This is a genomic window from Pseudomonas sp. P9_35 (assembly GCF_034008205.1).
Taxonomy (GTDB): Bacteria; Pseudomonadota; Gammaproteobacteria; order Pseudomonadales; family Pseudomonadaceae; genus Aquipseudomonas; species Aquipseudomonas kilonensis.
The window spans coordinates 1,054,624-1,068,007 of record NZ_CP125373.1 but is presented as its reverse complement, the minus strand read 5'-3'; the positions used below and the strand labels follow the sequence as shown (position 1 = coordinate 1,068,007).

Below are 13,384 nucleotides of genomic sequence, written 5' to 3'. Positions count from 1 at the left end.
AACCTTAGCACTGTCGGGGGGTTGTGACAGCCGGGAGCTATCCGCGCTTGTCGTAAGAACTTTCCTGCGGGCAAAACAAAACCCCTACCTGCATCAGCAGATAGGGGTTTCGGAATTTAATCTTGACGATGACCTACTCTCACATGGGGAAACCCCACACTACCATCGGCGATGCATCGTTTCACTGCTGAGTTCGGGATGGGATCAGGTGGTTCCAATGCTCTATGGTCGTCAAGAAATTCGGGTACTGAGTCGTGGCCAGTTGGCCTCGCTTCAGCAAATTGGGTATGTGATAGCGTCGGTGTTTTGTGAGATTCGAACTTTCGGTTCGTTTCGTCTTCACACACCGCAATCTGGCCTCTTTCGAGTTCACAAATTGCTTGGGTGTTATATGGTCAAGCCTCACGGGCAATTAGTACAGGTTAGCTCAACGCCTCACAGCGCTTACACACCCTGCCTATCAACGTCGTAGTCTTCGACGGCCCTTCAGGGGACTCAAGGTCCCAGTGAGATCTCATCTTGAGGCAAGTTTCCCGCTTAGATGCTTTCAGCGGTTATCTTTTCCGAACATAGCTACCCGGCAATGCCACTGGCGTGACAACCGGAACACCAGAGGTTCGTCCACTCCGGTCCTCTCGTACTAGGAGCAGCCCCTCTCAAATCTCAAACGTCCACGGCAGATAGGGACCGAACTGTCTCACGACGTTCTAAACCCAGCTCGCGTACCACTTTAAATGGCGAACAGCCATACCCTTGGGACCGGCTTCAGCCCCAGGATGTGATGAGCCGACATCGAGGTGCCAAACACCGCCGTCGATATGAACTCTTGGGCGGTATCAGCCTGTTATCCCCGGAGTACCTTTTATCCGTTGAGCGATGGCCCTTCCATACAGAACCACCGGATCACTAAGACCTACTTTCGTACCTGCTCGACGTGTCTGTCTCGCAGTCAAGCGCGCTTTTGCCTTTATACTCTACGACCGATTTCCGACCGGTCTGAGCGCACCTTCGTACTCCTCCGTTACTCTTTAGGAGGAGACCGCCCCAGTCAAACTACCCACCATACACTGTCCTCGATCCGGATAACGGACCTGAGTTAGAACCTCAAAGTTGCCAGGGTGGTATTTCAAGGATGGCTCCACGCGAACTGGCGTCCACGCTTCAAAGCCTCCCACCTATCCTACACAAGCAAATTCAAAGTCCAGTGCAAAGCTATAGTAAAGGTTCACGGGGTCTTTCCGTCTAGCCGCGGATACACTGCATCTTCACAGCGATTTCAATTTCACTGAGTCTCGGGTGGAGACAGCGCCGCCATCGTTACGCCATTCGTGCAGGTCGGAACTTACCCGACAAGGAATTTCGCTACCTTAGGACCGTTATAGTTACGGCCGCCGTTTACCGGGGCTTCGATCAAGAGCTTCGCGTTAGCTAACCCCATCAATTAACCTTCCGGCACCGGGCAGGCGTCACACCCTATACGTCCACTTTCGTGTTTGCAGAGTGCTGTGTTTTTAATAAACAGTCGCAGCGGCCTGGTATCTTCGACCGGCGTGGGCTTACGCAGCAAGTGCTTCACCCTCACCGGCGCACCTTCTCCCGAAGTTACGGTGCCATTTTGCCTAGTTCCTTCACCCGAGTTCTCTCAAGCGCCTTGGTATTCTCTACCCAACCACCTGTGTCGGTTTGGGGTACGGTTCCTGGTTACCTGAAGCTTAGAAGCTTTTCTTGGAAGCATGGCATCAACCACTTCGTCACCCAAAGGGTAACTCGTCATCAGCTCTCGGCCTTAGAATCCCGGATTTACCTAAGATTCCAGCCTACCACCTTAAACTTGGACAACCAACGCCAAGCTGGCCTAGCCTTCTCCGTCCCTCCATCGCAATAACCAGAAGTACAGGAATATTAACCTGTTTTCCATCGACTACGCTTTTCAGCCTCGCCTTAGGGACCGACTAACCCTGCGTCGATTAACGTTGCGCAGGAAACCTTGGTCTTTCGGCGTGGGTGTTTTTCACACCCATTGTCGTTACTCATGTCAGCATTCGCACTTCTGATACCTCCAGCAAGCTTCTCAACTCACCTTCACAGGCTTACAGAACGCTCCTCTACCGCATCACTTACGTGATACCCGTAGCTTCGGTGTATGGTTTGAGCCCCGTTACATCTTCCGCGCAGGCCGACTCGACTAGTGAGCTATTACGCTTTCTTTAAAGGGTGGCTGCTTCTAAGCCAACCTCCTAGCTGTCTAAGCCTTCCCACATCGTTTCCCACTTAACCATAACTTTGGGACCTTAGCTGACGGTCTGGGTTGTTTCCCTTTTCACGACGGACGTTAGCACCCGCCGTGTGTCTCCCATGCTCGGCACTTGTAGGTATTCGGAGTTTGCATCGGTTTGGTAAGTCGGGATGACCCCCTAGCCGAAACAGTGCTCTACCCCCTACAGTGATACATGAGGCGCTACCTAAATAGCTTTCGAGGAGAACCAGCTATCTCCGAGCTTGATTAGCCTTTCACTCCGATCCACAGGTCATCCGCTAACTTTTCAACGGTAGTCGGTTCGGTCCTCCAGTTAGTGTTACCCAACCTTCAACCTGCCCATGGATAGATCGCCCGGTTTCGGGTCTATTCCCAGCGACTAGACGCCCTATTAAGACTCGCTTTCGCTACGCCTCCCCTATTCGGTTAAGCTCGCCACTGAAAATAAGTCGCTGACCCATTATACAAAAGGTACGCAGTCACCCAACAAAGTGGGCTCCCACTGCTTGTACGCATACGGTTTCAGGATCTATTTCACTCCCCTCTCCGGGGTTCTTTTCGCCTTTCCCTCACGGTACTAGTTCACTATCGGTCAGTCAGTAGTATTTAGCCTTGGAGGATGGTCCCCCCATATTCAGACAAAGTTTCTCGTGCTCCGTCCTACTCGATTTCACTTCTAAGATCCTTTCGCGTACAGGGCTATCACCCACTATGGCCGCACTTTCCAGAGCGTTCCGCTAAAATCAAAGAAGCTTAAGGGCTAGTCCCCGTTCGCTCGCCACTACTAAGGGAATCTCGGTTGATTTCTTTTCCTCAGGGTACTTAGATGTTTCAGTTCCCCTGGTTCGCCTCTTGCACCTATGTATTCAGTACAAGATAACCATCTTATGATGGCTGGGTTCCCCCATTCAGACATCTCCGGATCAAAGTCTGTTTGCCGACTCCCCGAAGCTTTTCGCAGGCTACCACGTCTTTCATCGCCTCTGACTGCCAAGGCATCCACCGTATGCGCTTCTTCACTTGACCATATAACCCCAAGCAATCTGGTTATACTGTGAAGACGACATTCGCCGAAAATTCGATCTTGCTCATGAGAGCAACTCACAAATTTTACCTTAGCCTGATCCGTTACCAGTGAAAGTAACGTTCAGTCTATCTTTCTATCACATACCCAAATTTTTAAAGAACGATCTAATCAAAAGACTAGAAATCAACATTCACCATCACCTTGATGGAATGCTCATTTCTAAGCTTTCAGAAGCAGTTTATGGTGGAGCCAAGCGGGATCGAACCGCTGACCTCCTGCGTGCAAGGCAGGCGCTCTCCCAGCTGAGCTATGGCCCCATTACAAAATTGGTGGGTCTGGGCAGATTCGAACTGCCGACCTCACCCTTATCAGGGGTGCGCTCTAACCAACTGAGCTACAGACCCAATTTCGAGCTTGTAACTGTTAGCTGTGAGCTATCAGCTTGGAGCTTAAAGCTGCTTCTATCGTCTTCTTCAATGAATCAAGCAATTCGTGTGGGAGCTCATGAAGCAGCTGCGGTCGTCGATTAAGGAGGTGATCCAGCCGCAGGTTCCCCTACGGCTACCTTGTTACGACTTCACCCCAGTCATGAATCACACCGTGGTAACCGTCCCCCCGAAGGTTAGACTAGCTACTTCTGGTGCAACCCACTCCCATGGTGTGACGGGCGGTGTGTACAAGGCCCGGGAACGTATTCACCGCGACATTCTGATTCGCGATTACTAGCGATTCCGACTTCACGCAGTCGAGTTGCAGACTGCGATCCGGACTACGATCGGTTTTGTGGGATTAGCTCCACCTCGCGGCTTGGCAACCCTCTGTACCGACCATTGTAGCACGTGTGTAGCCCAGGCCGTAAGGGCCATGATGACTTGACGTCATCCCCACCTTCCTCCGGTTTGTCACCGGCAGTCTCCTTAGAGTGCCCACCATTACGTGCTGGTAACTAAGGACAAGGGTTGCGCTCGTTACGGGACTTAACCCAACATCTCACGACACGAGCTGACGACAGCCATGCAGCACCTGTCTCAATGTTCCCGAAGGCACCAATCCATCTCTGGAAAGTTCATTGGATGTCAAGGCCTGGTAAGGTTCTTCGCGTTGCTTCGAATTAAACCACATGCTCCACCGCTTGTGCGGGCCCCCGTCAATTCATTTGAGTTTTAACCTTGCGGCCGTACTCCCCAGGCGGTCAACTTAATGCGTTAGCTGCGCCACTAAGAGCTCAAGGCTCCCAACGGCTAGTTGACATCGTTTACGGCGTGGACTACCAGGGTATCTAATCCTGTTTGCTCCCCACGCTTTCGCACCTCAGTGTCAGTATCAGTCCAGGTGGTCGCCTTCGCCACTGGTGTTCCTTCCTATATCTACGCATTTCACCGCTACACAGGAAATTCCACCACCCTCTACCATACTCTAGCTCGACAGTTTTGAATGCAGTTCCCAGGTTGAGCCCGGGGATTTCACATCCAACTTAACGAACCACCTACGCGCGCTTTACGCCCAGTAATTCCGATTAACGCTTGCACCCTCTGTATTACCGCGGCTGCTGGCACAGAGTTAGCCGGTGCTTATTCTGTCGGTAACGTCAAAACACTAACGTATTAGGTTAATGCCCTTCCTCCCAACTTAAAGTGCTTTACAATCCGAAGACCTTCTTCACACACGCGGCATGGCTGGATCAGGCTTTCGCCCATTGTCCAATATTCCCCACTGCTGCCTCCCGTAGGAGTCTGGACCGTGTCTCAGTTCCAGTGTGACTGATCATCCTCTCAGACCAGTTACGGATCGTCGCCTTGGTGAGCCATTACCCCACCAACTAGCTAATCCGACCTAGGCTCATCTGATAGCGCAAGGCCCGAAGGTCCCCTGCTTTCTCCCGTAGGACGTATGCGGTATTAGCGTCCGTTTCCGAGCGTTATCCCCCACTACCAGGCAGATTCCTAGGCATTACTCACCCGTCCGCCGCTCTCAAGAGGTGCAAGCACCTCTCTACCGCTCGACTTGCATGTGTTAGGCCTGCCGCCAGCGTTCAATCTGAGCCATGATCAAACTCTTCAGTTCAAACATCTTTGGGTTTTGAGAAAACCCTAAACTTGGCTCAGCAATCGTTGGTTACATCTTTGATTTCTCGCGGAGTAACTTGTGATGCTGATAATCTGTTGACTAGCAGTCTGACTCCACAAGCACCCACACGAATTGCTTGATTCAGTTGTTAAAGAGCGGTTGGCTGAGTCTTTCGTCTCAACCGAGGCGCGCATTCTACAGCGCCCCGTGTATCTGTCAAGCGGTTATTTTCAGAAGCTTTCAAAGTTTCCTTTGCAACTTCAACCACTTGCGCTTCCGATCTCTCGTTAGCGGGAGGCGAATTCTACAGCGTTACTCGCTGCTGTCAACACCTCTTTTTCACCGCTTTCGACCGAGAAGATCGAACCGCCGATAGAGCCAAACAACACCGCTCTACCTGCTCCTTCCGGGCCTCGATGAACTGAAGCCCAACACCTTCGAAACCTACTTAACTCATTGAATCTCAAGGAGTTTTCCGTTTCGACTGCGCCGGAAGTGGGGCGAATTATAGACTTCCAGAATCTGCCGTCAACACCTTTTTTCACAATTCTGTCACATCAGTCAAAAAGCACCGCAAACACACAGGCCGGCGCCCAAGGGCGCCGGCCTCTTCACTTACCGGTTACAAGCTGGGGAACGCAAACTGCGAAGCCTCATGGCTGGCACGCTGCGGCCAACGCTGGGTAATAGCTTTGCGACGGGTATAGAAACGCACGCCGTCCGGGCCGTAGGCGTGCAAGTCACCGAACAGCGAGCGCTTCCAGCCGCCAAAGCTGTGATAGGCAACCGGCACCGGCAATGGAACGTTGACGCCCACCATGCCGACTTCGATCTCATCGCAGAACAACCGCGCAGCCTCGCCATCGCGAGTGAAGATGCAGGTACCGTTGCCATACTCGTGATCGTTGATCAATTGCATCGCCTCTTCCAGGCTATTGACCCTGACGATACACAGTACCGGCCCAAAGATCTCTTCCTTATAGATGCGCATCTCAGGTGTCACGCGATCAAACAGGCAGCCACCCAGGAAGAAACCTTCCTCATGCCCCGTCACACTCAAGCCACGGCCGTCGACCACCAGCGAAGCACCCGCCGCCACACCGTCTTCTATATAGCCGCTGACCTTGTCCCGATGCTGCCCCGTCACCAACGGCCCCATGTCCAGCCCACAGGATGTACCTGCACCAATCTTCAGCGCCTTGATCTGCGGCACCAGCTTGGTCACCAGCGCATCCGCCACCTGGTCGCCGACACACACCGCCACCGAAATCGCCATGCAGCGTTCACCACACGAACCGTACGCCGCGCCCATCAGCGCGCTGACGGCATTGTCCAGGTCCGCATCCGGCATCAGCACCGCATGGTTCTTCGCCCCACCCAGCGCCTGGACACGTTTGCCGCGCCGAGTGCCCTCGGCATAGATGTATTCGGCAATCGGCGTTGAACCAACAAAACTCAGCGCCTTCACTTCCGGCGCTTCGATCAGCGCGTCCACCGCAGCCTTGTCGCCGTGCACCACGCTCAATACGCCCTTGGGCAAACCGGCTTCCAACAACAACTGGGCGATCAGCAACGTCGAACTCGGGTCACGCTCGGACGGCTTGAGAATAAAGCAGTTACCGCAAACGATCGCCAGCGGATACATCCACAGCGGCACCATCGCCGGAAAGTTGAACGGCGTGATGCCCGCCACCACGCCCAGAGGCTGGAAGTCTGACCAGGCGTCGATGTTCGGTCCTACGTTACGGCTGTATTCGCCTTTCAGGATTTCTGGTGCCGCACAGGCGAACTCGACGTTTTCGATGCCACGCTTGAGCTCACCGGCCGCGTCTTCCAACGTCTTGCCGTGTTCTTCACTGATCAACTGCGCGATGCGCGACTCGTTCTGCTCCAGCAGTTGCTTGAAACGAAACATCACCTGCGCGCGCTTGGCCGCCGGTGTATTGCGCCAGGCCGGGAAAGCCGCCTTCGCGGCGTCGATGGCCTGCTGGATGGTCGCGCGATCAGCCAACGGTACTTTATGGATGGCCTGGCCAGTGGACGGGTTGAACACATCGGCGGTGCGAGCGCTGTCGCTCAGCAGTTCGCCATTGATCAAATGCGGGATGAGGCTCATGGGGGACTCCAGAATTATCCACAGGCGCCCGTGACCGGACGCCCGTTATCGAAAGCTATATAGAAGGACGTATCAGTCGAGCTTGTTCAGCACTTCACCGACCGCATCGAACAGGCGATCCAGGTCCTGCGGCTTGCTGTTGAACGTTGGCCCGAACTGCAGGGTGTCGCCGCCGAAGCGCACATAGAACCCGGCTTTCCACAACGCCATGCCGGCCTCGAACGGACGCACGATGGCATCGCCGTCGCGCCCGGCGATCTGGATCGCGCCGGCCAGGCCATAGTTGCGAATGTCGATGACGTTCTTCGCGCCCTTCAAGCCGTGCAATGCATTCTCGAAATGCGGGGCGATCTCGGCCACGCTCTGTACCAGGTTTTCCTTCTGCAGCAGGTCCAGCGCCGCCAGGCCAGCCGCGCAGGCCACCGGGTGGGCCGAGTAGGTGTAGCCGTGGGGAAATTCCACCGCGTACTCGGGTGTCGGCTGGTTCATGAACGTCTGGTAGATCTCGGAGCTGGCAATCACCGCCCCCATGGGGATCGCGCCATTGGTGACTTGCTTGGCGATGCACATCAGGTCCGGGATCACGCCAAAGCTGTCGGCACCGAACATCGAACCGGTGCGGCCGAAACCGGTGATCACTTCGTCGAACACCAGGAGAATGCTGTGCTGGTCGCAGATTTCCCGCAGGCGCTTGAGGTAACCCTCAGGCGGCACCAGCACGCCGGCCGAACCCGCCATCGGTTCGACGAACACCGCAGCGATGTTGGACGCATCGTGCAGTTCGATCAGCTTCAGCAACTCATCGGCCAAGGCGATGCCACCCTCTTTTGGCATGCCACGGGAATAGGCATTGCTGGCCAGCAAGGTGTGAGGCAAGTGGTCGACGTCCATCATGGCCTGGCCGAACAGTTTGCGGTTGCCGTTGACACCGCCGAGGCTGGTGCCGGCGATGTTCACGCCGTGATAGCCACGGGCACGACCAATCATCTTGGTCTTGGTCGCCTGGCCCTTGAGACGCCAGTAGGCGCGGACCATCTTCACCGCGGTATCGGCGCACTCGGAGCCGGAGTCGGTAAAGAACACATGATTGAGATTGCCCGGGGTCAGGCTGGTGATTTTTTCCGCCAGTTGGAACGACAGCGGATGGCCGTACTGGAACCCCGGCGAATAATCGAGGGTGCCCAGTTGCTTGGCGACCGCTTCCTGGATTTCCTTGCGGGTGTGCCCGGCACCGCATGTCCACAGGCCCGACAGCGAGTCGTACACCTTGCGCCCCTTGTCATCCACCAGCCAACTGCCTTCGGCAGCGACGATCAGGCGCGGATCGCGCTGGAAATTGCGGTTGGCGGTGTAAGGCATCCAGTGGGCATCCAGCTTGAGCTGGCTGGCCAGGGAACCGGCAGCGTGTTCGGGCATGTTCATCGACAAAACCTCGCAGATCATAAGCGACAGGGAATCGAAAGCGTTCTTGCAGCTAAGTTGCCACGGCGATAAAGTCGGTGAAATCCAACTTTTGTAACCTTCAGTCGGCGGATCACTAAACTATGAGCGTTCGTCGTCCCGATCCACTGGCCCAGGTCAGCGACTTTGATATTCGCCTGCTGCGCATCTTCCGCAGCGTAGTGGAATGTGGTGGATTTTCCGCCGCTGAAACCGTGCTTGGCATCGGCCGCTCGGCCATCAGCCAGCAGATGAGCGATCTCGAGCAACGTCTCGGCCTGCGTCTGTGCCAGCGTGGGCGCGCGGGCTTTTCCCTGACCGAGGAAGGTCGCGAGGTGTATCAATCGGCGTTGCAGCTATTGAGCGCACTGGAAAGCTTTCGCACCGAGGTCAACGGTCTGCACCAGCATTTGCGCGGTGAGTTGACCATCGGTCTGACCGACAACCTGGTCACCCTGCCCCACATGCGCATCACCCACGCCTTGGCGCAATTGAAAGAACGCGGGCCCGACGTGCAGATCCAGATTCGCATGATCGCCCCCAATGAAGTCGAGCAAGGCGTGCTCGACGGGCGCTTGCATGTTGGCGTAGTTCCCCAGGCCAGTGCCCTGTCCGGGCTGGAATATCAACCGCTGTATAGCGAACGATCGCTGCTGTACTGCGCGGTCGGGCATCCACTGTTTTATGTCGATGACCAGCAACTCGAGGACGCTCGCCTCAACAGCCAGGACGCCATCGCGCCGACCTTCCGCCTGCCAGCCGAAATACAGGCCCATTACCAGGCGCTCAATTGCACCGCGAGCGCATCGGACCGCGAAGGCATGGCGTTCCTGATCCTCACCGGACGCTACATCGGTTACCTGCCCGATCACTACGCCAGCCTCTGGGTCCAGCAAGGTCGGCTGCGCGCCTTGAAGCCCTCCGCACGGTTCTATGACCTGAGCCTGGCGTCGGTCACGCGCAAGGGGCGTCGGCCTCACCTGGTGCTGGAGAGTTTTCTCGAAAGCCTCGCCGCCACCCGCTGATCCCCTTTGCTCCCACAGGTGTTTAGTCGGGCTTTTAGTGTGATGGCACTTGTCGGATTGATGCCGGTGCGCTATCAACGCATTTGCTTGCCCACAGACCCAGCCCGGAAACGCCCATGACCTTTGAAGTCCCTGCCCACGGTGGCAAACCCACCAGTCGCATTCGTCAAAAGAATGAAGAGACGATCCTCAAGGCTGCCGAAGATGAATTCGCCCGTCACGGGTTCAAAGGCACCAGCATGAATGCCATCGCCCTCAAGGCCGGGCTGCCCAAGGCGAACCTGCATTACTACTTCACCAACAAGCTCGGCTTGTACGTGGCGGTGCTGAGCAACATCATCGAATTGTGGGACAGCACCTTCAATACCCTCACCACCGAGGATGATCCGGCCGAAGCCTTGACCCGCTATATCCGCGCCAAGATGGAATTCTCTCGTCGCCAACCCCAGGCGTCGCGGTTGTTTGCCATGGAAGTGATCAGCGGTGGCGAATGCCTGAGCGAGTATTTCAACCAGGATTATCGCGCCTGGTTCAATGGTCGGGCGGCCGTATTCCAGGCCTGGATCGATGCCGGCAAGATGGACCCGATCGACCCGGTTCACCTGATTTTCCTGTTGTGGGGCAGTACCCAGCATTACGCCGACTTCGCCACCCAGATCTGTCGCGTGACCGGGCGCAGCAAGTTGACCAAGCAGGACATGGTCGAGGCTGGCGACAACCTGATCCGCATCATTCTCAAGGGCTGCGGCCTGACACCTGCCCTCTAAGATCGCCATGCCCTTTACCCTTGCCGGCTTTTGCGAATACCGCGAAGAAATTCGCAAAAGCCGCTTCATCACGTTCGCCGCGCCCATCACCAGCCCCGCCGACGCCCAGGCCTTTATCGACCAGCACAGCGACCTGAATGCCTCGCACAATTGCTGGGCCTGGAAACTCGGCGACCAATACCGCAGCAACGACGATGGCGAGCCGGGAGGCACCGCCGGGCGGCCGATCCTGGCCGCGATCGAAGCACAAGCCTGCGACCAGGTCGCGGTGCTGGTGATCCGTTGGTACGGCGGGATTCAACTGGGCACGGGCGGGCTGGCCCGGGCTTATGGCGGCGGCGCGAACAAATGCCTGCAAAACGCCGAGAAAATCGAATTGATCAGTCGCGTGGCGTTGCGCTGTTCCTGTGGATTCGCCGAACTGGCCCTGGTGAAACTGCGCGTCGCCGAATGCGGCGGGTTGGTCAATGAAGAACGCTTTACGGCCAATGGCGTCGACCTTCAACTGGCCGTGGGCGAAGCGCAGATCGAAACATTGCAAACGCACCTCGCCGACCTGAGCCGTGGCCGGATCCTGCTGGCACGTTGAGACAACCTGCGACCTTTCAGGGCGCCCCGCAATCGTTCAACTTGCCCACATCCACTGTGTACCCGACTGTGGATAACCTGAGCACATCCCTCTGTAACCCTTCTGTCATGCGGGTTTCAGAGAGTTGCTCATTTTTCAGCCAAAGTCTCGCCGAACCGACAAATCCATCCATAAAACAAACGCTTGCGGCGGTTTATCACCTTTAGAAGAAAGCCCCGCAGTGCTTATGCCCGAGTTTCCGGCTTGCACACAATAACTGTGGAGCAACCTGTGGATAACCCGTTCATGGCTCCTGCCACCCCAAGAAGGGCATGGCTCGCAGCCGCTTGCTCAATTTTTAACCACCCATTTCAGAGCAAACCGATGCCTGCGCAAAACTCGTGCGCTCCAAGCCGGTGCAGAATTTTCCTGCGGCAGATGCCCAGGCGACATGCAGAGAGCCTTGGCGACGCGGGCCGAGGCAATTTCCTGACCTGATGGCCAGGAAATTGCTTTATCCACAGGCATTCCTGTCCATCGGCCCGAGCCTGTCATGTCCAACCCCGATTCCATCGCGCGCCTGCAATTGCGCAACATCAGCAAACGCTACCCCGGTTGCCTGGCCAACGACGCCATCGACCTGAGCATCCAACCCGGGGAGATCCACGCCCTGCTCGGGGAAAACGGTGCGGGTAAAAGTACCCTGATGAAGATTATCTACGGCGTCACCCCTGCCGATTCGGGCGAGGTGATCTGGCAAGGCCAGCGCGTCAACCTGCGCAACCCGGCCCAGGCCCGCAGCCTGGGAATCGGCATGGTGTTCCAGCATTTCTCGCTGTTCGAAACCCTCACCGTTGCGCAAAACATTGCCCTGGCTATGGGCGCGGCAGCCGGTACGCCGGCGCAGCTGGAACCCCGGATCCGCGAGGTTTCCAGGCGCTACGGCATGGCGCTGGAGCCGCAGCGGCTGGTCCACAGCTTGTCGATTGGCGAGCGGCAGCGGGTGGAGATCATTCGCTGCCTGATGCAGGACATTCGCCTGCTGATTCTCGACGAACCGACTTCGGTGCTCACGCCCGTGGAAGCCGAAGAATTGTTCGTGACCCTGCGCCGCCTGGCGAGCGAGGGCTGCAGCATCCTGTTTATCAGCCACAAGCTTGGGGAAGTGCGAGCGTTGTGCCACAGCGCCACGGTGCTGCGCGGCGGGCGGGTGTCGGGGCATTGCACGCCGGCGCACTGCTCGGACCGGGAGTTGGCGCAACTGATGGTCGGCGAAGCGGCCGGGCTGATCACGGATTATCCCAAGGTCAGCGCAGACAAAGCCTTCCTGCAGATCAACAAGCTGTCCTGGCACAACCCGGACCCGTTCGGCTGCTCGTTGCGGGACATTGACCTTGAGGTCTGCAGCGGCGAAATCGTCGGCATCGCCGGGGTGGCGGGCAACGGTCAGGATGAATGGCTGGCGTTGCTCAGCGGAGAAACGCCGCTTGCCCGCCAGCAAGGCGAAACGATCCGATTCGACGGGCAACCCGTGGCTCATCTACGCCCCGACGCCCGTCGCCGGCTCGGGCTGGCCTTTGTCCCCGCCGAGCGCCTGGGCCATGGCGCCGTGCCGCAGTTGAGCCTGGCGGATAACGCCTTGCTCAGCGCTTTCCAACAGGGCCTGGTCAGCCACGGACTGATTCGCCGCAGCAAGGTCGAACACCTGGCCGAGGAGATCATCCGTCGCTTTGGCGTGAAGACACCCGACACCAAAACCCCAGCGCGCAGCCTCTCGGGAGGCAACCTGCAGAAATTCATTCTCGGCCGGGAAATCCTGCAACAGCCGAAGCTGCTGGTGGCCGCTCACCCGACCTGGGGCGTGGACGTCGGCGCGGCGGCGACCATCCATCGCGCCCTGATTGCCCTGCGCGATGCAGGCGCGGCGATTCTGGTGATCTCCGAAGACCTGGACGAACTGTTCCAGATCAGCGACCGCCTCGGCGCCTTGTGCGGCGGGCGTCTGTCGGCCTTGAGGCCCACCGTCGAGACCCGGCTCAGTGACGTCGGCGGCTGGATGGCCGGCCAGTTCGACGCCCCTCAATCCCCTGCCCGCGCGCCGGTTTAACGGAGTTCTA

Annotated in this window: 6 protein-coding genes, 2 tRNA genes and 3 rRNA genes; 4 read left to right on the top strand and 7 right to left on the bottom strand. The window is 57.0% G+C overall.

The window, feature by feature from the left end:
- Positions 1 to 120: 120 nt before the first annotated feature.
- The 7 genes from rrf to QMK47_RS04595 form a co-directional block, all read right to left on the bottom strand.
- A 5S ribosomal RNA gene (rrf, locus tag QMK47_RS04625) occupies positions 121 to 236 on the bottom strand.
- A gap of 155 nt (positions 237 to 391) precedes the next feature.
- Positions 392 to 3,283, bottom strand: a 23S ribosomal RNA gene (locus QMK47_RS04620).
- A gap of 242 nt (positions 3,284 to 3,525) precedes the next feature.
- A tRNA-Ala gene (locus QMK47_RS04615) sits at positions 3,526 to 3,601 on the bottom strand.
- Positions 3,602 to 3,611: 10 nt separating this feature from the next.
- Positions 3,612 to 3,688: transfer RNA gene (locus QMK47_RS04610), tRNA-Ile, on the bottom strand.
- 123 nt (positions 3,689 to 3,811) lie between these two features.
- A 16S ribosomal RNA gene (locus QMK47_RS04605) occupies positions 3,812 to 5,348 on the bottom strand.
- The 16S, 23S and 5S rRNA genes sit together here with 2 tRNA genes alongside, the layout of an rRNA operon.
- A 625-nt stretch (positions 5,349 to 5,973) precedes the next feature.
- Positions 5,974 to 7,467 carry a CoA-acylating methylmalonate-semialdehyde dehydrogenase gene (locus QMK47_RS04600; RefSeq protein WP_214513007.1) on the bottom strand — a complete coding sequence of 498 codons (1,494 nt, stop codon included), beginning with the start codon at positions 7,465 to 7,467 and terminating at the stop codon, positions 5,974 to 5,976.
- A 72-nt stretch (positions 7,468 to 7,539) separates the two neighbouring features.
- Complete coding sequence (locus QMK47_RS04595; protein WP_320389857.1) at positions 7,540 to 8,889, bottom strand: aspartate aminotransferase family protein; 1,350 nt, start codon at positions 8,887 to 8,889, stop codon at positions 7,540 to 7,542.
- A gap of 122 nt (positions 8,890 to 9,011) precedes the next feature.
- Here QMK47_RS04595 and QMK47_RS04590 point away from each other — a divergent pair, with 122 nt between their 5' ends.
- The 4 genes from QMK47_RS04590 (at position 9,012) to QMK47_RS04575 (ending at position 13,374) form a co-directional block, all read left to right on the top strand.
- Positions 9,012 to 9,932 (top strand): LysR family transcriptional regulator, encoded by a 921-nt coding sequence (locus QMK47_RS04590; protein WP_057451680.1) that lies wholly within the window; start codon positions 9,012 to 9,014, stop codon positions 9,930 to 9,932.
- A 116-nt stretch (positions 9,933 to 10,048) separates the two neighbouring features.
- On the top strand, positions 10,049 to 10,699 hold the full coding sequence (locus QMK47_RS04585) for a TetR/AcrR family transcriptional regulator (protein ID WP_320389856.1): 651 nt from the start codon (positions 10,049 to 10,051) through the stop codon (positions 10,697 to 10,699).
- Positions 10,700 to 10,706: 7 nt separating this feature from the next.
- Entirely contained in the window at positions 10,707 to 11,288 is a 582-nt protein-coding gene (locus tag QMK47_RS04580; protein WP_320389855.1) for a YigZ family protein, read from the top strand.
- 532 nt (positions 11,289 to 11,820) lie between these two features.
- Positions 11,821 to 13,374, top strand: coding sequence for an ABC transporter ATP-binding protein (locus QMK47_RS04575; RefSeq protein WP_320389854.1), 1,554 nt, complete (start codon positions 11,821 to 11,823; stop codon positions 13,372 to 13,374).
- Positions 13,375 to 13,384: the final 10 nt, after the last annotated feature.